The sequence below is a fragment of the Mycolicibacterium peregrinum genome (genome assembly GCF_001665625.1).
Classification (GTDB): domain Bacteria; phylum Actinomycetota; class Actinomycetes; order Mycobacteriales; family Mycobacteriaceae; genus Mycobacterium; species Mycobacterium peregrinum_B.
This window is the reverse complement of record NZ_LZSY01000061.1, coordinates 57,092-76,064: the sequence shown is the minus strand read 5'-3', so window position 1 is coordinate 76,064 and position 18,973 is coordinate 57,092. Positions and strand designations below refer to the sequence as shown.

Annotated in this window: 17 protein-coding genes; 11 read left to right on the top strand and 6 right to left on the bottom strand. The window is 67.9% G+C overall.

The annotated features are described in order from the left end of the window. Positions 1-2: 2 nt before the first annotated feature. Both A5779_RS08085 and A5779_RS08080 read right to left on the bottom strand, forming a co-directional pair. Positions 3-812, bottom strand: a complete 810-nt coding sequence (locus tag A5779_RS08085) for a sulfotransferase family protein (RefSeq protein ID WP_064880656.1) — start codon at positions 810-812, stop codon at positions 3-5. Further along, a complete protein-coding gene (locus A5779_RS08080; RefSeq protein ID WP_064880654.1) occupies positions 809-1,360 on the bottom strand; it encodes a TetR/AcrR family transcriptional regulator in 552 nt (183 codons plus the stop codon). The genes A5779_RS08085 and A5779_RS08080 overlap by 4 nt, the downstream gene beginning before the upstream one ends. A 116-nt stretch (positions 1,361-1,476) precedes the next feature. Here A5779_RS08080 and A5779_RS08075 point away from each other — a divergent pair, with 116 nt between their 5' ends. The 5 genes from A5779_RS08075 to A5779_RS08055 all read left to right on the top strand — a co-directional run bounded on the left by A5779_RS08075 (position 1,477) and on the right by A5779_RS08055 (position 8,190). Further along, positions 1,477-2,400 (top strand): SDR family NAD(P)-dependent oxidoreductase, encoded by a 924-nt coding sequence (locus A5779_RS08075; protein WP_064880653.1) that lies wholly within the window; start codon positions 1,477-1,479, stop codon positions 2,398-2,400. A 103-nt stretch (positions 2,401-2,503) separates the two neighbouring features. Then, positions 2,504-3,010 carry a cupin domain-containing protein gene (locus tag A5779_RS08070; RefSeq protein ID WP_207549044.1) on the top strand — a complete coding sequence of 169 codons (507 nt, stop codon included), beginning with the start codon at positions 2,504-2,506 and terminating at the stop codon, positions 3,008-3,010. Positions 3,011-3,012: 2 nt separating this feature from the next. Then, complete coding sequence (locus tag A5779_RS08065) at positions 3,013-3,915, top strand: hypothetical protein (RefSeq protein WP_064880649.1); 903 nt, start codon at positions 3,013-3,015, stop codon at positions 3,913-3,915. Positions 3,916-4,093: 178 nt separating this feature from the next. Beyond that, positions 4,094-5,800 carry a DEAD/DEAH box helicase gene (locus A5779_RS08060; protein WP_055110517.1) on the top strand — a complete coding sequence of 569 codons (1,707 nt, stop codon included), beginning with the start codon at positions 4,094-4,096 and terminating at the stop codon, positions 5,798-5,800. A 128-nt stretch (positions 5,801-5,928) separates the two neighbouring features. Beyond that, a complete protein-coding gene (locus A5779_RS08055) occupies positions 5,929-8,190 on the top strand; it encodes a DUF1214 domain-containing protein (protein WP_110777013.1) in 2,262 nt (753 codons plus the stop codon). Positions 8,191-8,326: 136 nt separating this feature from the next. On the opposite strand, the gene A5779_RS08050 is transcribed toward A5779_RS08055, so the two are convergent. From A5779_RS08050 to A5779_RS08035, 4 genes are read right to left on the bottom strand one after another with little or no spacing between them, the layout of a single operon-like run. Further along, positions 8,327-9,142 carry an HAD-IIA family hydrolase gene (locus tag A5779_RS08050; protein WP_064880645.1) on the bottom strand — a complete coding sequence of 272 codons (816 nt, stop codon included), beginning with the start codon at positions 9,140-9,142 and terminating at the stop codon, positions 8,327-8,329. A gap of 25 nt (positions 9,143-9,167) precedes the next feature. Beyond that, positions 9,168-10,640, bottom strand: coding sequence for a PH domain-containing protein (locus A5779_RS08045; protein WP_064880643.1), 1,473 nt, complete (start codon positions 10,638-10,640; stop codon positions 9,168-9,170). Further along, positions 10,637-11,149 (bottom strand): PH domain-containing protein, encoded by a 513-nt coding sequence (locus A5779_RS08040; RefSeq protein ID WP_110777020.1) that lies wholly within the window; start codon positions 11,147-11,149, stop codon positions 10,637-10,639. The genes A5779_RS08045 and A5779_RS08040 overlap by 4 nt, the downstream gene beginning before the upstream one ends. A 29-nt stretch (positions 11,150-11,178) precedes the next feature. Next, the gene (locus A5779_RS08035) at positions 11,179-11,577 is read right to left on the bottom strand and encodes a MerR family transcriptional regulator (RefSeq protein ID WP_064880641.1); all 399 of its coding nucleotides are present in this window, start codon (positions 11,575-11,577) and stop codon (positions 11,179-11,181) included. A gap of 96 nt (positions 11,578-11,673) precedes the next feature. On the opposite strand from A5779_RS08035, the gene A5779_RS08030 reads away from it, so the two are divergent. Genes A5779_RS08030 through A5779_RS08005 form a run of 6 tightly spaced genes read left to right on the top strand, consistent with a single transcriptional unit; the run spans position 11,674 to position 18,953 of the window. Beyond that, positions 11,674-12,969, top strand: coding sequence for a flavin-containing monooxygenase (locus A5779_RS08030; protein ID WP_064880639.1), 1,296 nt, complete (start codon positions 11,674-11,676; stop codon positions 12,967-12,969). Positions 12,970-13,000: 31 nt separating this feature from the next. Beyond that, positions 13,001-13,924, top strand: a complete 924-nt coding sequence (locus tag A5779_RS08025) for an SDR family NAD(P)-dependent oxidoreductase (protein ID WP_064880636.1) — start codon at positions 13,001-13,003, stop codon at positions 13,922-13,924. A gap of 2 nt (positions 13,925-13,926) precedes the next feature. Continuing rightward, positions 13,927-15,114 carry a molybdopterin molybdotransferase MoeA gene (moeA, locus tag A5779_RS08020; protein WP_064880634.1) on the top strand — a complete coding sequence of 396 codons (1,188 nt, stop codon included), beginning with the start codon at positions 13,927-13,929 and terminating at the stop codon, positions 15,112-15,114. 35 nt (positions 15,115-15,149) lie between these two features. Continuing rightward, positions 15,150-15,851, top strand: a complete 702-nt coding sequence (locus A5779_RS08015; RefSeq protein ID WP_064880632.1) for a phosphatidylserine decarboxylase — start codon at positions 15,150-15,152, stop codon at positions 15,849-15,851. Beyond that, the gene (gene pssA / locus A5779_RS08010; RefSeq protein ID WP_064880630.1) at positions 15,848-16,729 is read left to right on the top strand and encodes a CDP-diacylglycerol--serine O-phosphatidyltransferase; all 882 of its coding nucleotides are present in this window, start codon (positions 15,848-15,850) and stop codon (positions 16,727-16,729) included. Before A5779_RS08015 ends, pssA begins: the two co-directional genes overlap by 4 nt. 1 nt (position 16,730) lies before the next feature. Beyond that, positions 16,731-18,953, top strand: a complete 2,223-nt coding sequence (locus tag A5779_RS08005; protein ID WP_064880628.1) for an AAA family ATPase — start codon at positions 16,731-16,733, stop codon at positions 18,951-18,953. Positions 18,954-18,973 lie beyond the last annotated feature (20 nt).

Here is an 18,973-nt window from a genome sequence, read left to right as displayed (position 1 = left end):
TTTCATACGACGCGCAGATCGCCCGGAATCTTGTCCGGTTCCCGCCAAAAGGCATCGTGGACAAAGCGATTGAACAGATCGGGCGGCAGCACGGTTTCGCGCGGTTCGGCCTTCACCGCGCCGCGCACGGTGTGCAGCCCGGGTGTCCCGGCCCGTTCGTCGAATTCGGTGACGTCGTAATCGACTCGGCCGAAGTCGTGTTCGAAGACCGGCTCCCCGATGAATTGGTAGATGGCGTGCATGACCTTGGCCGGCTCGGCGGTCAGGGTGTCGTACTGCACCACCAGCAGGCGGTCGCGCTGGGCGCCGTAGCACGCCTGTTTGAGGGCGTCGTAGGGACCGCCGACCATGCCCTCCTGCGAAGCGACGTCGTTGGCCCTGGTGTAGACCGTGCCGCCGGTGCTGTAGTTGAAGATCGACGACGGACTGAAGACATTGCGCTGGACGAGTCGCTCGATGCTGTCGATCACCCACGGCAATTCACGAACGCAGGCAATGACTTTCGCCTCCGGGAACAGCTGCGCGATCGCCGGCATCCGGGCGCACCAGCCACGGTTCGTGTCGAACACGACCTCTGCGGCGCAGTCGGAGTAGTAACTGTCGAACAGCCCGCGCAGGATGCGCTCCCGCTTGGCGTCGTCGAGGAACACCGAGAACTCGTTGCGGGCGCTCATCTGGGCGACCAGTGCGTCGAACAACCCGGCCAGCGGACCCGACATCCCGGCCTGAAAGCCCGGATTCTGGCGGAGCAGCGCGGCCAGCAATGTCGACCCCGATCGCGGTAGACCCGAGATGAAATGAAGCGCCGTCACCGTTGCCCTTCCGCCCGTAATCCGTCGAACACCACCGAGGTGACCCGCTCGGCCACGTCGGCGTTGTAACTCTGCATGGCCTGGCAGCCGACCAGAAGTGCTTTCACGTCCGCGACCGTCACGTCGTCTCGCGCCGTGCCCGCGCGCTGCGCCGCGGCCAGCAGGTCACCGAGAACCGCGAAGTACTCGTCCTCGGCGTCGGGCACCAGGGTCTCGACGTCGATCCCGGAGCCGGCGAGGGCGTCGACCAGTCCACGGTCCGCCGCGCCCCACTGCAGCACCATCGACCGCAGGAAGGCGAACAAGGCGTCGGCCGGGTCGGCCTCGGCGAGCAGGGTCCGCCCCTCCTCGACGACGCCGCGGATCCGCTCGGCGATCACGGCCTGGAACAACGCCTCTTTGGTCGGGAAGTGGCGATAGACGGTGCCCGCACCCACCCCGGCCCGGCGGGCGATCTCGTCGATGGGCACCGCGAGTCCGTCGGCCGCGAATGTCTCGTACGCGACCTCGAGCACCCGGGCGCGGTTGCGCGCCGCATCCGCACGCATTCGCCATCACCTCACAAACCTGTCAGCGCCGAACCATTGACAAAGCGGGGCGTACGTTCCGTATATTCGAACGCAACCGGAGTACTCACTCCGTTTAGCCCTCCTAGGAGTCTCTCATGACCAAGTGGACCACCGCCAAGATTCCGGACCAATCGGGCCGCACGGCCGTCGTGACCGGGGCCAATACCGGCCTCGGGCTCGAAACCGCCAAGGTGCTGGCCGCCAGGGGCGCGCACGTCGTCCTCGCCGTACGCAACGTGACCAAGGGAGAGGCCGCCGCCGAGTGGATCTCGCGGTCGGTGCCCGACGCCGACCTGGAGTTGCAGCGCCTCGATCTGGGATCACTGGCCTCGGTGCGCGAAGCCGCCGACGAGATCAAGACCAAGCACGAGCGCATCGACCTGCTGATCAACAACGCCGGCGTGATGACGCCGCCCAAGGAGACCACCGCCGACGGCTTCGAGCTGCAGTTCGGCACCAACCACCTCGGCCACTTCGCTCTCACCGGCCTGCTGCTCGACCGCCTCCTGCCGGTTGTCGGCTCACGGATCGTGACGGTCAGCAGCATCGGCCACCGCTTTTCGCGTGGCATCCGGTTCGAGGATCTGCAGTGGGAACGCAGCTACAACCGTCTCCAGGCCTACGGTCAGTCCAAGCTCGCCAATCTGCTGTTCACCTATGAACTGCAGCGCCGCCTGATCGGGCAGCACACCACGGCTCTGGCCGCGCACCCCGGCGGATCCGACACCGAACTGGCGCGCCACCTACCCGGCCCCGTGCAGCGCGCCGTCCCGCTCCTCCGTCCGCTCTTCCAGGAGGCCGCCATGGGCGCGCTGCCGACGCTGCGCGCGGCGACGGATCCGGGCGCCCTGGGCGGGCAGTACTACGGTCCCGACGGACTCGGCGAGCAGAAGGGTTACCCGAAGCTGGTGACCTCCAACGAGCGGTCCTACGACATCGAGCTGCAGCGCCGGTTGTGGGCGGTGTCCGAGGAACTGACGGACGTCACCTTCCCGGTCCTACAGGACGCGCGCGCCTGAATTCTCTTCGCCGGTTTCGACACCAGGGCAGTTCCGACGCGCTTCGAACGACCCTGGTGTCGATCTCGACGCGAACCACCACACCGCGGCTAGGCTGGCGCTCGTGTCGTTCTGGGATCCCAGGAATGTGCCGCCCTATCCCCCGGCTCGTTACACCAAGGACGAGCCGGAAGTCAGCGCCTGGCTGAAGCGCGGCGACGAGCCGCCCGACTACGACTCATCGGGCCTCGTCAAGTACCACTACCTGGCCAACCAGCAGCAGACCAATGGTGCCTATGGACTGTACCGCGTCGACATCAGCCCGCAGGGCGGCGGCCCCGGCCCGCATTTTCACCGGGCCATGTCGGAGGCCTTTTTCGTCCTGTCCGGCACCGTCAGGCTGTACGACGGAGACGACTGGCGCGACGGCAATCAGGGCGATTTCCTGTATGTACCGCCGGGCGGAATCCACGGCTTCCGCAACGAGGCCGACGCACCGACATCTCTGTTGATGTTGTTTGCTCCTGGCGCCCCCCGGGAGGCCTATTTCGAAGGGTTCGCCCAGTTGGCCGACCTCACGGACGAGGAACGCGCCGAGTGGTTCGTCAAGAACGACAACTACTTCCTCTGACCGTGAAGCGCTGGCTGACCCTCGCCTGCACCGCGCTGGCGTCCACGGTGCTCGCCGGATGCGTGGACGACCGGGGCAGTGAAGCCCAGTCGATCGGCACAAAAATCCGCGAGCTACCCGGCGTCGAGGCCGTCGAGGTCGACTACAAGAACGACTTCACCAACGGCGAGTTCTTCAACCTCGACGTCGGGCTGGCCACAGCAGCCACCACCGAACAGGCCCAGGATGTGGTCCCCACGTTCGTGTCGGCCGCGCACAGCGTCGAGTTCGACACCCACTACACCGTGCTGGAGATCGGCAACGACAAGGGCAACGTCACGCTGCGTCCGCTGTCCGGCACGGGCACCGATGTGGTGGCGCAGTGGTTCGACGTGATGTCCTCCCCCGTGGTCGAACGCGTCGCGATGGGCGCCGACCACCCCGCGATCGTGACGCTGCGCCAACCCGTCGACACCGGCGCGGCAGAGGAGTTGCTGCGTCGGCACCCGGAGCTCGGTGATGCGCAGTGGCTGCTGCAGGTGCCCAAAACGAGGTCGCTCGAGGTGACCAGCACCTACAATTCGTACGGCGTGATCCCCGACGCCGCCACTGCGCAGGCCTGGAACGAGATCGTCCGGATCGCCGGGCCGCATCTGGTGATGGGCGAATTCGGCACCGACCCGACCACAGACCGTCCGGTCTCAAGTGTCGCGATCAGCATGAAGCCCAACACCAAGCCGCGGGACGACGAGATCGCCAACGCCGTCGCAGCCGCTCTGGTCGAGCTCGACCGACCCGTCGATCTGATCGTCAAGGGCGGCCACCGATGGGTGGAGATCACCGTCGGCGGCTGTTTCCGGCACGACAAGGCACACGTGGCGTCCTTACTCGAGACCGAGCTGGCCCGCGCCTACGAACGATGCTGAGCGTTTGCTCCATCGCCACGACTGCACGGCGTGAATACGGCACACCACGGATGAGCGAACGACCCGGGTCGGCGGCAGACAACCAGCTCGGCGAGCGACACGCCCGGCGAGCTCCTGCGGATATGCGCCGACGTAACGCGCTGGCCTAGACTGCTTTCCGACGGAGAGGAGTCCTAGGGTGCGGGCTGATGCAGCGCCCAGCACCCAGGCACTTCGGGGCTGGCAGCGCAAGGCGCTGGTGAAATATCTGACGGCAAAACCGCGGGACTACCTGGCGGTCGCCACCCCTGGCGCGGGGAAGACGACGTTTGCGCTGCGAATCGCGGCCGAACTGCTCAATGACCGCACAGTCGACGCGATCACCGTGGTGGTGCCCACCGAACACCTCAAGATCCAGTGGGCCGAGTCGGCGGCACGCAACGGCATCGCACTGGATCCGAGGTTCAGCAACTCCGACTCCCAGACCTCGGCCGAGTACCACGGCGTCGTCGTCACCTATGCCCAGGTGGCCAGCCACCCCACCCGGCACCGCGTTCGCACCGAGAACCGCAGGACGCTCGTCATCTTCGACGAGATCCACCACGGCGGTGACTCGAAGAGTTGGGGCGACGCGATGCGCGAAGCCTTCGACGACGCGACGCGGCGCCTGTCCCTGACCGGTACCCCGTTCCGCAGCGACGACAGCCCGATCCCGTTCGTCAACTACGAGCCCGACGAGGCCGGATTCCAGCGCTCGCAGGCCGACCACGTGTACGGCTACTCCGACGCGCTGGCCGACGGCGTGGTCCGGCCCGTGGTGTTCCTGGCCTACTCGGGTGAGGCCCGCTGGCGCGACAGTGCCGGCGAGGAGCACGCGGCGCGCCTCGGCGAGCCGCTGACCGCCGAGCACACCGCACGGGCTTGGCGCACCGCGCTGAACCCGACGGGCGAGTGGATGCCCGCGGTCATCGCGGCCGCCGACAAACGACTGCAGCAGAAGCGTCAGCATGTGCCCGACGCCGGCGGCATGATCATCGCCACCAACCAGACCACCGCCCGCGCCTACGCCGATCTGCTCACCAAGATCACCGGCGAGGTGCCCACCGTGGTGCTGTCCGACGACCCCAGCGCGTCCGACCGGATCAGTCAGTATTCGGCGAGCACCAGCCGATGGCTGGTCGCGGTCCGCATGGTGTCCGAGGGCGTCGACGTGCCGCGGCTGTCGGTCGGCGTGTACGCCACGAGCGCCTCGACGCCGTTGTTCTTCGCGCAGGCCATCGGCCGGTTCGTGCGGTCGCGCCGCCCGGGTGAGACCGCCAGCATCTTCCTGCCGTCGGTGCCCAACCTGCTGCTCCTGGCCAGCGAGATGGAAGCCCAGCGCAACCACGTGCTGGGCAAGCCGCACCGGGAATCCGACGGGCTGGATGACGAGGCACTCGAAGCTGCCGAGAAGCGCAAGGACGAGAAGGGCGAGCTGGAGAACGGTTTCGAGTCGCTGGGTGCCGACGCCGAGCTGGACCAGGTCATCTTCGACGGTTCATCCTTCGGCACTGCAACGCCGGCCGGCAGTGACGAGGAGGCCGACTATCTGGGCATCCCCGGCCTGCTCGATGCCGAGCAGATGCGAGACCTGTTGCGGCGCAGGCAGGATGAGCAACTCACCAAGCGCACAGCCGAGGCCGCCGTGTCGGGTGGACCGCCGCCGTCGCGCACCACGCACGGCCAGTTGCGCGAGTTGCGTCGTGAACTCAATGCGTTGGTGACCATCGCGCATCACCGCACCGGCAAGCCGCACGGTTGGATCCACAACGAGTTGCGTCGCATCTGCGGCGGGCCCCCGGTGGCTGCAGCGACCACCGATCAGTTGAAGGCACGCATCGAAGCCGTGCGGGATCTGAAGGCCTGACACAGGCGGACGCGGCGTGCGATCGCGATAAAAATCTGAGTCCCTCAAACTCCCCCGAGACTCAACTGGAACTTGTTACAGTCGGCCAATTGCGTTCTGTTGCAGCCAGAACAGTTGGGGGAGAGGCTATGCCGACGACATCCGCTACCACTGGAGGCGCCCGGTTCATCGGGCGGGTGGGCACGCTCGCGGTCGCACTGGGAATCGGTGTGGCGGTGGCCAACGGCACCGCGATCGCCTCCGCCGACACCGGCGGTTCGGACTCGTCGGGAACACATTCAAAGGCGACCGGCAGTACCAAGACCGACAGCTCGACCCCGAAGAAGGGCCCCCGCAAACCGTCCTTCTCGGACCCGCAGAAGCTGGCCAAGAGGGTCAGTGACGCGGCCGCCAAGGTGGAGTCCGCGCTCGGCAGTTCGAAGGTCGGCGAGCGTCGTTCGGCGGCAGCATCGACCGACCGCAGGACAGACGGCAAGGACGGAAAGAGCAGCAAGGGCACCACAAAATCCGCGGCGGCCGATGCCGTCGAGAACGCGGCCGACAATGTGCGGCAGTCGGTGTCGCGGGCCTTCACCAAGGCCACCGACACACCCCGCAAGCTGTCGGCCGCACTGGACAACCGGCCGCAGTCCGCCGAGGCCGAGGTCGAGGCCGAGGCAACCGCGCCACTGGAGACACTGACGGTCGTCACCAAGACGGTGGCGAAAGACGTTGTAGATCGCCTGATCCCGGCGTCAGCACGCACGCAGGCTCCGGCGGCGCAGTCCATACCCGAGATCGTGGCGGCGGCCACGGAGCGGCTCAAACCGCGTCTCCCGGAGACTCCGGTGAGCCCGTTGCAGGACCTCGGACTGGCGGCGCTGCTGGGCTGGTCGCGCCGCGATGGCAGCCAGGGCCTCGTCCCCATCGGACGCGTGACCACACCGGAGACGACGTCGCAGGTGACTCCGGAGGTGACATCCCAGGTGACCACGCAGGCGACGAGCATATTGGCCACCGAGGACCAGCTCGCGGCCGAACAACAGGTCAGCCAGATCGTCAACACACCGTTCGTCCAGCTGGCCAAGGTGGTCCTGATGGCGGCCTGGTACGTCGAGGCGGCCAAGAACTTCGCGACCGTCGGTGGACCCGACTTCACGAACTTCTCCCAGCTCAACCAGGCCGCCACCGAGTTCGCCAACCAGTCGGCGACCGAGTTCCTGCTGCTGAATTCCAACGATCCGAAGCTGTTGCTGCAGGTCAACCCACCGCACAGCTGGAACGGGCAGAACGCCGGCGGCACCCGGATCTGGTACGACAACCCCGATACCGTCTACCGCTTCACCGGTATCAACGGCGCATCGACCTACCAGATCGAGGGCAAGGTCGCGGGGTATGACCCGGCCGACCCGAGTACCCACCCCACTTCGGCGAACACCAATTTCAGTGTGCTCACCGGAATCAACGGGGTCACCGCCGCCAATCTCAACGGCGAAGAACTGAGTATCCGCGACGACGGCACGTTCACCATCGTGGTGAGTCCCAATGGGGCACCGGCCAACCCAGAGAAGGGCATGAACTACATTCAGGCCCCGGCCAACTCGACCATCCTCGCTACCCGAAACACCTTGGGCGACTGGAACACCGAGACGCCCATGACGCTGACCATCGAGAAGACCGCAGGGCCGCCCAGCAGCCTGTTCAGCCAGATCGGCGGATTCGCGATCCCGGTCATCGGCGAGACGGTGGTGAAGAATCCGCTCCTGATGAGCCTGGTGTCGATCGTCCCGGCGTTCGACCAGGCCCCGCTGCTGTTGTCGTCCGCCGAGACGGCCATCCTGATGCTGGTCACCGGAATCAATGGCGAGAACACCTACATGTCCGTGGCGACCGCCACCGGAGCGCCCAACGTGCTGTCCCAGCCGCAGCACAACGCACAGTTCCTCTCCACGCAGTTGCAGAGCGCCGGCTACTTCCAGCTCAAGGACGACGAGGCGATGGTCATCACCGTCGATCCCGGTGATGCGGAGTACTTCGTGGTGCCGGTGACCAATGACTGGACCATCACCGGCGACACCCGCAATCAGCAGACCAGCCTGAACAACAGCCAGGCCATCAAGAACGCGGACGGCACGTACACCATCGTCGTGTCCAAGACTGATCCCGGCGTGGCGAACTGGGTGTCGACCGGCGGCCTGAACCAGGGCACCATCTCGATGCGCTTCCAAGGGGTGGACCCGGACGCCACGAACATGCCGAAGGTGACGACGCGAGTGGTGAAGGCGTCGGAGGTCCCGGACATCGTGAACGACCCGAACGATCCCAACTACAACCCGGACCAGCTCGACTACGACCGCGCGCAGCAGATCGCCGACCGTCAGGCCGGGTACGACCGCCGCTACACGGTGTAGGAGCGCACTTCCCGCGGGCCCTGCGAGCGCCGATTTCTACCCAGGGGTCGTCCTCGTTGAAGAATCGCGACCCGGGTGTAGAAAACGGCGCGGCCGAGCGGCCGGCGCGGCCCGGCGCGGCCGAGCACACCGCGGCCTACAAGCCCAGCAGCTCCGGCAAATCGGCGACCGAGTCGATGACATGGTTGGGCTGCATCGCGAATTCGTCTGCGGCCCAACGATCCAACGTGGACTGACGGAACTTCCCGGTACGCACCAGAACGCCGGCCATGCCCACCACCTGGGCGGCCAGCACGTCGTTGTTCAGGTCGTCGCCGATCATGTACATCTCCTCGGGGTCGACGCCGAGGCGGTTGGCCGCGGCCAGAAACCCCTCCGGGGCGGGTTTGCCGACAGCCGTGGCCTTGCGGCCCGAGGTCGCTTCCATCCCGGCGAGATACATGCCGGTGTCGACCCGCAGGCCGTCGGTGGTGTTCCACGCGGTGCTGCGGTGCATGGCCACGACGGGCACGCCCTGGGCCATCCAGTCGTAGACCCAACTGAGCGTGAGGTGGTTGTACTCCGGCCCGGCGCCGCCGAGCAGCACCACGTCGGGGGTGTCGGGTGCGGCAGGGCCGGTGAACTCGCTCGAATAGACCACGTCGACGCCCCGCATGTCCTCACCGATCTGCCCACTGTTGACCAGGAAGCATCGGGCGCCGGGATAGCGGTCGCGGACGTATTCGGCGGTCAGGGCGGCCGCGGTGATCACCTCGTCGGCGGCGACGTCCATTCCGGCGGCGGTCAGCAGGTCGGCGATCTGCGCGCGGGTCCGGGTGGTGGTGTTCGTCAGATAGGACCGGGCGATCTGCCGCTCGGCCAGCATCCGCAAAGTTTCCGCCGCGCCGTCAATGGGCTGCCAGGAGGTCACCAGCACACCATCGATGTCGAACAGCACTCCACCGATAGCCATGCAGCGACAGTAAACGTCCGCGAATTCAGCGCAACTCGGGGCCTGCCGGTCCGGAGGCCCACCTGTTGTCGGCCACCCAGGGCGAGGCAGCCGCCGCCACGGACCACGCCTGTGCAGCGGGGAGGTCGATCACGGCGTAGCGCTTCTCCCCGGCGGCGGTCGCGGCGATCAGGGTCGCCACACCGGCGCGACGCTGAAAGAACGTCTGCCGCACCGTCCATCCGATGACCCCGGCGGCAGCCAGGTGGTCGCGGCGCCGCTCCAAGCTGCCGGCGCCGGCGACCAGCCAGCCGTCGCGCACGAGGTGCCCGAGGGACCGGGCCCGGTCCGCGGCCAGCAGAGCCGCGCACCCGACCGACAACCCCCACAGCACCCACGCCCACGCCGGCACCCCGAGTGCCAGCAACGCCACGCCGGCCACCGCGGGCAGCGCCAGGGCGCGGGTCCAGCGCCGCCGCACCGCCGCCGGCCCGTGGGCCACCAGCGGCGCTTCGACGGCACCTGGATTGCCGATCAACTCGGCCAGCACTCCCCTGGCCGTGTCGGATGGGCAGGGTGGCAGCAGCAGTGAGGCCTCCCCCTCGCCGCCGACGCCGGTCATCACCGCGTCCAGGCGGGCGCCACCGAACGCACGGACCAACAGCGGCTCGCGTAGGGTGCCGCCACGCAGCCGCCGCATGTCGTAGGTGTGCTCGCGCCGACGTAGCAGGCCGTGCTCCATGTGCAGCACATCGGAATCCCGACGCAACACCAGGTTTCCATAGGTCAGCAACGACCGCAGTACCGACAGCACCACCGAGGCCACCAGGACCACCAGCGCGCCGGCCACCACGGCAGCCAGGGTCCCGAGGCGTTCGACGAGTGCGATCCCGGACTGGGCCAGCTCTGAGTCGCGCAGCGCGGCACCGACACCGGCTTGATAGACGACGCCGACCGCCGCTGCGATCATGGCCAGGCCGGTGAAACTCAGTGGGCTGTAGCGCAGCCAGGAGGGCTGCCAGCGGGCCAGTTCGCGGCCTGCCGGCGCCTCGGCGATCGGAACCGCATCGGCGAGCAGGATCGCGCGCAGCCTCGGCACCTGTTGCGCCTCGACCGCATCCAAGGCAAATTCGGTGTCGCCCTTGGCTTCCTGTCCGGTGCTGATCCGCAGCACGGTCAGCCCGAGCAGCCGGTGCAGCAGCCGCGCATCGGTCGAGACCGACCGGATCCGGTTACGCGGCACCGACAACGTCTTGCGTTGCAGCAGCCCGGTGCGCAGTTGGACCTCGTCGGGTTCGATGCGGTAGCTGGTGGTGAACCACCGCGCCAGGCCGACGCCGATGGTGAGCACTATCGCCGCAATCGTCCAGCCCTGGTTGCCGGTCGCCGAGCCGAGCACCACCGCGCCGATGAGCAGTGGAATCTGCTGCAGCACTTCATGTACCGGGTGGACCAGCAGCATGCGCGGGCTCAGCCGCTGCCACTGCCGCTCGACGGCGGGCCCGGCAGGCAGGCTCATGTGGCGTCCTGCTCGCCGATCGCCGCGATGTCGGTCAACTGCGCCACCACCTGATCGGCCACGTCGTCGTCGAGCGCCACGATCCGCACCGCGCCCGCCGAGGATGCCGTCGTCACCGTCACGTTGGCCAGGCCGAACATCCGGTCCAGCGGGCCCCGGTGGGTGTCCACGGTCTGCACCCTCGAGATCGGCGCGATCCGCCGCTCCTGCACCAGCCACCCCGTGCGGGTGTACACCGCCGGGGTCCCAGCCCCGAGGTTGATGTCCCACCGGTGCACCCGGTAACGCCACATGGGGACCACCACGATGAACAGCACCGCGCCCAGGACCGTGACGACCGCCGCGGTGCCGTGCAGCCACAGCATCCGCTGGTCGATCGCGAACCAGATCAACTGCGCCAGTGTCAGTACCACCCATGGGATGGCCGCGCCCAGTGCCCACACCAGCGGCGCCTTGCGACTGGGCCGCTGGGCGGGATCGCGCAGTGTCAGACCGGTTGCACTGTCCATGAACCGAGCATGCCCCACCACGGCCCCACTTAGGCGGAAGGCAGTTCAGCCGTCATCGTCCGCAGGTACGGGCGGTCCTCGGCCGGATTCGCATCCGGACAGGTCAATAGATGCTCAAGGTGCACCTTGGCTTTCGCCAGGCGATCCTGTTGGTGCTCGATCTCCCCGAGGCGGTCGCGCACAGCGTCGCGCCAGTCACGGCCACCCGCGGTGAGGACTGCCTCGATCTCATCCAGACTCATGAGGCCGCTTTCCCGCCACATCTTGATCAGCCCGATGCGGTGGAGTTGCTCCGGGCCGTACAACCGCCAACTCGACCGGCGCTGGGCCGGATGGAGCAGGCCGCGCTTCTCCCAGTACCGCAGCGCCGATTCGGCGAGACCGAACCGCCGCGCGGCGGCACCGATGCCGATGAAGTCGTCACTCATGTCACCCACCCCATTCACGACCTTGATCTGAAGCCGACTTGAAGTGCTCTTGTTAGGTAACCCTAACTAATTCTTCACGGAAAGCGGGACTCTCCCATGGGGAACGAATACATCGAGACCGTCATCATCGGCGCCGGTCAACAAGGCTGTGGCGTAGCAGGAGCACTCCAGGACATCGGGCACGACGCGATCGTGTTCGAGAAGGGCGAGGTCGGCCAACGGTGGGCGCACGAACGGTGGGACAGCCTGCTCGTCGGGAGCGGAAACCGATCGATCCGGCTGCCCGGGTGGGATTACGACGGCGACGACCCGTTCGCCTTGCCCTCGGGACCGCAGGTGGCCTGCCATTTGCGGCGCTATGTACAGGACCGCGACCTGACCGTCCGTGAGCACACACCGGTACAGGCCGTCGAGAGTCGGTTCGGCGCCTCCGACGAGGACACGCGGTTCAGCACACGCCTGCACGACGGCGAGACGGTGGAATCGCGCAACCTCGTCGCAGCCGTCGGCGGCTACGCCCAGCCACGCAAGCCCATCCTGTCCTGCGACATCGATTCGGCCATCCACCAAACCCATTCGGCCGACTACCGCAATCCCGGTTCGCTTCCGGACGGAGCGGTGCTGGTGGTCGGCACGGGCATCAGCGGTCAGCAGATCGCCGATGAACTGATAGACGCCGGCCGACGGATCTTCCTGTCGGTGGGACGGCACCGAGCCTGGCCGCGGCACTACCGCGGCCGCACCATCCACGAATGGATGCACGTGTTCTCGCTGTATGACGACTTCGTCAACGCGGGCGCCGACGACAGCTCCCGGCTACCCGGATTGCCGGTGTGCGGCAACCGGCTCGGCACCGCCGAACTCAATCTCGGCACATTGGCCGAAAAGGGCGTCGTACTGGTCGGTTCGGCGCGCGGGGCGCGGGCAACCGTGCTGACGCTGGAGGACAACGTCGTCGACATCGCCGAGGCATCCGCACTCTCACTCCGGGAGGTGATCAACAAGATCGACGCCGGGCTGCGCGACCGCGGCTTCGTCGCCCCCGAGGCCGCAACGACACCCGTCGTGAACCTCGATGCGATCACGGGCTTCGATACCCGGCTCGACCTGGCCCACCACGACATCTCAACCATCGTGTGGTGCACCGGATTCCGCCCTGACTATCAGATCCTGCCCACATATGCGCTCGACGAGAACGGGGTGCCGCTGCAGCAGGGCGGGATCCTCGGGGCCCTCCCAGGCCTGTACTACGCGGGGCTGCCCGACGGTAACTCGCTGGCCCGGACGGGTTTGGCCGCTGTCGCGGACAACAGCCGATACATCGCAAGCCAGATCCATATCGATCACGTGATGCGCACGATGCCCTCGGCGTCGGTGATCGCAACGGTGTGAGGCACACGGGTGCACCCGTAGAGTTCGAGCCATGAGCGCCAATTCCAAGTGGACCGAGGCCGATGTCCCCGATCAGTCCGGACGGATCGCGATCGTCACCGGCTCCAATACCGGGCTGGGCTATGAGACCGCCCGCGTGCTCGCCGCCAAGGGCGCGCACGTCGTCGTCGCTGTGCGCAATCTGGACAAGGGGCGCGAGGCCGTCGACCGGATCACCGCCGCCGTGCCGAAGGCCGACCTCAAGCTGCAGCACCTCGATGTGGGCTCGCTGGACTCGGTGCGTACCGCGGCCGACGAACTCAAGGCCGCCTACCCGCGGATCGACCTGCTGATCAACAACGCCGGGGTGATGTACCCGCCCAAGCAGACCACTGTCGACGGCTTCGAGTTGCAGTTCGGCACCAACCATCTCGGCGCGTTCGCGCTGACCGGGCTGCTGCTCGATCATCTGCTGCCGGTCGACGGGTCGCGTGTCGTCGCGGTCGCCAGCGTCGCGCACCGCATCCAGGCCGCGATCCACTTCGACGACCTGCAGTGGGAGCGCAGCTACAACCGGGTGGCCGCGTACGGGCAGTCCAAGCTGTCCAACCTGCTGTTCACCTACGAACTCCAACGCAGGCTGGCCGCCAAGAACGAGCCGACCATCGCGGTGGCCGCCCACCCCGGGGTGTCGGCCACCGAGCTCACCCGCCACATCCCCGGCGCCGGGCTGCCCGGCGTTGACCAACTCACCAGCCTGCTCGTCAACAGTGCGCTGAAGGGCGCACTGGCCACACTCCGCGCGGCCACCGATCCCGACGTTCGCGGCGGCCAGTACTACGGACCGGACGGATTCCGGGAAGTGCGCGGCTACCCGAAGCTCGTGTCCTCCAGCAAGCAGTCCCATGACGAGGACCTGCAGCGCCGGCTGTGGACGGTGTCGGAAGAGCTCACCGGCGTCAGCTTCCCGGTGTGACGATGCGGACCGTCGAAGAACACCAGAAGGTGGTCGCGGGGTTGTTGAAATCCCGAGCACCACAAGACCTATTGCTGACCGACACACTCGGCCTGGTGCTGGCCGCCGATGTGGTAGCCCCGCTGTCGCTGCCCGGCTTCGACAACTCCGCGATGGATGGCTACGCGGTCCTCGCCGACGACGTCGCAGGTGCGACCGAGGACGCGCCGGTTCGGCTGCCGGTCGCCGAGGACATCCCCGCCGGCCGCACCGACCTGCTGATCCTGAAACCCGGAACCGCCCACCGCATCATGACCGGGGCGCCGTTGCCTGCCGGTGCCACTGCGGTAGTGCCCGTCGAGGCCACCGACGGCGCCACGGACACGGTGACGATCCGCGCTGCGGCCCGGGAGAACCAGCACATCCGCCGCGCCGGCGAGGATGTCACGGCCGGCACCACCGTGCTGCACGCCGGCCAGGTGATCAGCCCGGCCGCTCTCGGCTTGGCCGCGGCATTGGGTCTGGCCACACTTCCCGTGCTGCCGCCGCAGCGCGTGATGGTGATGTCGACCGGCACCGAACTCGTGGCCCCTGGCGCCGAACTGCAGCCAGGACAGATCTACGAGTCCAATGCGGTGATGCTGGCCGCGGCGGTTCGCGACGCGGGTGCCCAGGCGACCGTCGCCCCGATGTCTGCTGATGACGTCGACGCGTTCCGAGCGGCGCTGGCCGAGCACGCCGGCGACGCCGATCTGATCATCACCACCGGCGGGGTCAGCGCAGGCGCGTACGAGGTCGTCAAGGACTCACTGTCGGATCAGGTGGAGTTCGTCAAGGTGGCCATGCAGCCGGGCATGCCGCAGGGCGCAGGCACCGTCAACGGGGTCCCGATCATCACGCTGCCCGGCAACCCGGTCAGCGCGCTGGTGTCCTTCGAGGTGTTCGTCCGCTCACCGCTGCGTGCGGCGATGGGCCGGTCCGAACCGGACCGGCCCCGGCGCACCGCGCAGTTGACCGAGGACCTGACCTCACCGCGCGGAAAACGGCAGTTCCGGCGGGGTGTTCTGACCGGAGATACGGTCAGCAGTTACGGCCCCCCGGCGTCACATCATCTGCGTTGGCTCGCCTCGGCGAACTGTCTGTTGGAGATCGCCGAGGACGTCACCGAACTTTCGGCCGGGTCGACGGTTCCCGTCTGGGACCTGAGCTAGCAATTCCGCTACCGGGCGCACGTAGAATCCTCCCGATGGCCAGACGCCCCGACCTCCAGCAGTCCGGACCAGAACGCCTCGTGGCGCTGGTGCGATCCAGTGTTCCGCCGATGCATTCGGCGGGATTGCCGTTCGTCGGCGCCAGCCTCGCCGTTGCGGCCCTGGGCCGCAAGCACCGCTGGGTGCGCCGGGCCGGCCTGCTGGCCGCCGGCGCCAACGCAGCGTTCTTCCGGCATCCGGCCCGGGTGGCGCCCACGCGCCCCGGAGTGGTGGTCGCTCCCGCCGACGGGTTGGTGTGTCTGATCGGGGACGCGGTCCCGCCGGCCGAACTGGGATTGCCCGACACCCCGCTGCCACGGATCAGCATCTTCCTGTCGGTTCTCGACGCGCACGTGCAGCGTGCCCCGATCGGCGGTGACGTCGTCGCGGTGCAGCATCGCCCCGGGCGGTTCCACTCGGCCGAACTCGAAGCCGCCAGCGAGGACAACGAGCGCAACAGCGTCGTGATCCGCACTCCCGAGGGCACCGAGGTGATCGCGGTGCAGATCGCCGGCCTGATCGCCCGGCGCATCGTGTGCAACGCCCGCGTCGGCGACAAACTGGCCATCGGCGAGACCTACGGTCTGATCCGCTACGGCTCCCGGTTGGACACCTACCTACCTGCCGGTTCGAAACTTCTCGTCACCCCCGGCCAGCGGACGCTGGCCGGAGAAACCGTCCTGGCGGAGTTGCCATGATCAAGCCGCGCATGAGGCCCCCGTCGTTGATCAAGGGCCGCATGAAGCCGCCGCCGTTCAGCGTGCGGATGCTGCCGAGTGCGATGACGGTGGCCGCGATCTGCCTGGGCCTGTCGGCGGTCAAGATGGCGCTCGACGACCGGCCCACCGAATCGATGGCATTTCTGGCGGTCGCGGCGATCCTCGACGCGCTGGACGGCCGGGTGGCCCGGATGCTCAACGCCACCTCCAAGATGGGCGAGGAGATCGACTCGCTGGCCGATGCCGTGAATTTCGGTGTCGCCCCGGCATTCATCGTCTACGGCACCCTGCTGTCGCATTCGCGGATCGGCTGGATCGTGGTGCTGCTGTACGCGGTGTGCATCGTGCTGCGGCTGGCCCGGTTCAACGCGCTGCTCGACGTGGATCAGCCCGCGTACGAGAAGGAGTACTTCGTCGGCATGCCTGCGCCGGCGGGCGCGCTCGGTGCCATCGGGCCGCTCGCGGCCAAGATGCAGTTCGGCGACGGGTGGTGGACCAGCGAGTGGGCAGTGTCGATCTGGATGATCGGTGTCTCGCTTCTGGTGGTCAGCCGGATCCCGATGCGCAAGATCCACACCTTCTCGGTGCCGCCGAACATGGTGGCGCCCTTGCTCGCTCTCGTCGCGATCGGTGTGGCGGCGTCGGTGTTCTACGGCTACATCGTGATCATGGTGATCATCGTGGCCTACGTGATCCACATCCCGTTTGCGATACGCACCAAGAAGTGGGTGGCCAGCCACCCCGAATCGTGGGATGACAAGCCGCAGCAGCGCCGCGCGGCGCGGCGAGCCATCCGCCGTGCCCAGCCGCATCGGCGGTCTATGGCCCGTCTGGGACTGCGGAAGCCGGGTCGCTGACATGTCGCAGCTCGAGGTCGACGAGGATCAACCGCTCGGGCATCTGCGCCTGACCGCACGACTGAACACCTCGGCGCTCGACTCGCGTCGTGGTGTGGTCCGGCTGCATCCCGAGGCGATCGCCGCCCTCGGGATCCGGGAGTGGGATGCCGTGTCGCTGACCGGTTCCCGTACCACCGCCGCCGTCGTCGGCCTCGCCCCCGGCGGCACCCCCACCGGGACCGCCCTGCTCGACGACGTGACGCTGTCCAACGCCGGGGTGCGGGAGAACGCCACCGTGATCGTGGCGCCGGTGACGGTGTACGGCGCCCGGGCGGTCACGGTGACCGGATCCAAACTGGCGACCGATTCGATCTCGTCGGCGACGCTGCGCCAGGCGCTCCTGGGCAAGGTGATGACTGTCGGCGACACGGTGTCGCTGCTCCCCCGTGATCTGGGGCCGGGCACCTCGACGTCGTCGGCCACCGCGGCGCTGGGCTCGTCGGTGGGTATCACCTGGACCTCGGAGCTGTTGACGGTGACCGGGGTCGATCCGTCCGGACCCGTGAGCATCCAACCGAATTCGGTGGTGTCGTGGGGGTCAGGCCTCGACGGCGTCGGGTCGGGGCCGTCGGATACCACCGGTGCCCACACGATCAGCCCCGCGCGCGCCGAACCTGCGGTCAGCTTCGACGATCTCAAGGGCTCCCATACCCAGGCCGGCAAGCTCACCGAATGGCTCAAGCTCTCACTCGACGAGCCACAGCTTCTCGAAACTCTCGGTGCCACACCCAATCTCGGTGTGCTGGTGACCGGCCCCGCCGGTGTCGGCAAGGCCACCATGGTGCGGACCGTGTGCGCTGAGCGGCGGTTGGTGGAGCTCGACGGTCCGGAGGTGGGGGCGCTGGCCGCCGACGACCGGTTCAGCCGGGTGTCCGACGCGGTCGCCAGTGTGCGCGACGGCGGCGGGGTGCTGCTGATCTCCGACGTAGACGCGCTGTTGCCCGCCGCCACCGGCGACCGGGCCCCAGAGCCGGTCGCCGCCCTGATCATCGGCGAGCTGCGTGACGCCGTCGCCACCCGCGGCGTGGCGTTCGTCGCGACGTCGGCGGTGCCCGTCGGGGTCGATACCCGGCTGCGGGCGCCGGATCTGTGCGACCGCGAACTGGCCCTGACGCTGCCCGATGCCGCCACCCGCAAGTCACTGCTGGAGGTGCTGCTGCGGGGCGTACCGTGTGCTGAACTGAATCTCGGCGAAGTTGCCGACCGTACACCGGGTTTCGTCGTCGCAGATCTGGCCGCCCTGGTCCGCGAGGGCGCATTGCGGGCAGCCTCCCGAGCCAGCGCCGACGGCAACGAGCCGGTGCTGTGGCAGGAAGACCTGACCGGGGCACTCACGGTGATCCGGCCGCTGTCGAGATCGGCGGCCGAGGAGGTGTCGGTCGGCTCGGTGACCCTCGACGACGTCGGCGACATGGTCGAGACCAAGCAGGCGCTCACCGAAGCGGTGCTGTGGCCGCTGCAGCATCCCGATACCTTCCAGCGCCTCGGTGTGGAGCCACCGCGCGGAGTGCTGCTGTACGGCCCGCCCGGTTGCGGCAAGACCTTCGTCGTCCGGGCACTCGCCAGCTCCGGGAAGCTCTCTGTGCACGCAGTCAAAGGTGCCGAGCTGATGGACAAGTGGGTCGGCTCGTCGGAGAAGGCCGTGCGCGAACTGTTCGCCCGGGCCCGTGACTCGGCACCGTCGCTGGTGTTTCTCGACGAGATCGACGCCCTGGCTCCGCGCCGCGGACAGAGTTTCGATTCCGGGGTGACCGACCGTGTCGTCGCCGCCCTGTTGACCGAACTCGACGGCATCGAACCGATGAACGACGTCGTGGTGCTGGGTGCGACCAACCGCCCCGACCTCATCGACCCGGCGCTGCTACGGCCGGGCCGGCTGGAGAGGCTGGTGTTCGTCGAGCCGCCCGATGCCGATGCGCGTCGTGAAATCCTGCGTACCGCAGGCAAATCCATTCCGTTGGCCCCAGACGTCGATCTCGATGCCCTGGCCTCCGAGCTGGACGGTTACAGCGCGGCCGACTGTGTCGCGCTGCTGCGGGAGGCGGCGTTGACCGCGATGCGCCGGTCGATCGATGCGGCCGACGTCACCGCAGCCGATGTCGCCAAAGCCCGCGAGACCGTGCGGCCCTCACTGGATGCGACGCAGGTGGCGTCGCTGCGGGAGTTCGCGGCCGGGCGTTAAGGCACCAAGCAGAATGGAGT

Excerpts from the sequence above, each read along its gene's own strand:
- A5779_RS08025 (WP_064880636.1), top strand. The coding sequence starts at position 13,001 with ATGAGCGCCAATTCCAAGTGGACCGAGGCCGATGTCCCCGATCAGTCC.
- A5779_RS08045 (WP_064880643.1), bottom strand. The coding sequence starts at position 10,640 with ATGAGCCTGCCTGCCGGGCCCGCCGTCGAGCGGCAGTGGCAGCGGCTG.
- A5779_RS08030 (WP_064880639.1), top strand. The coding sequence starts at position 11,674 with ATGGGGAACGAATACATCGAGACCGTCATCATCGGCGCCGGTCAACAA.
- A5779_RS08080 (WP_064880654.1), bottom strand. The coding sequence starts at position 1,360 with ATGCGTGCGGATGCGGCGCGCAACCGCGCCCGGGTGCTCGAGGTCGCG.
- pssA (WP_064880630.1), top strand. The coding sequence starts at position 15,848 with ATGATCAAGCCGCGCATGAGGCCCCCGTCGTTGATCAAGGGCCGCATG.
- moeA (WP_064880634.1), top strand. The coding sequence starts at position 13,927 with ATGCGGACCGTCGAAGAACACCAGAAGGTGGTCGCGGGGTTGTTGAAA.
- A5779_RS08035 (WP_064880641.1), bottom strand. The coding sequence starts at position 11,577 with ATGAGTGACGACTTCATCGGCATCGGTGCCGCCGCGCGGCGGTTCGGT.
- A5779_RS08050 (WP_064880645.1), bottom strand. The coding sequence starts at position 9,142 with ATGGCTATCGGTGGAGTGCTGTTCGACATCGATGGTGTGCTGGTGACC.
- A5779_RS08015 (WP_064880632.1), top strand. The coding sequence starts at position 15,150 with ATGGCCAGACGCCCCGACCTCCAGCAGTCCGGACCAGAACGCCTCGTG.
- A5779_RS08005 (WP_064880628.1), top strand. The coding sequence starts at position 16,731 with ATGTCGCAGCTCGAGGTCGACGAGGATCAACCGCTCGGGCATCTGCGC.
- A5779_RS08055 (WP_110777013.1), top strand. The coding sequence starts at position 5,929 with ATGCCGACGACATCCGCTACCACTGGAGGCGCCCGGTTCATCGGGCGG.
- A5779_RS08040 (WP_110777020.1), bottom strand. The coding sequence starts at position 11,149 with ATGGACAGTGCAACCGGTCTGACACTGCGCGATCCCGCCCAGCGGCCC.
- A5779_RS08075 (WP_064880653.1), top strand. The coding sequence starts at position 1,477 with ATGACCAAGTGGACCACCGCCAAGATTCCGGACCAATCGGGCCGCACG.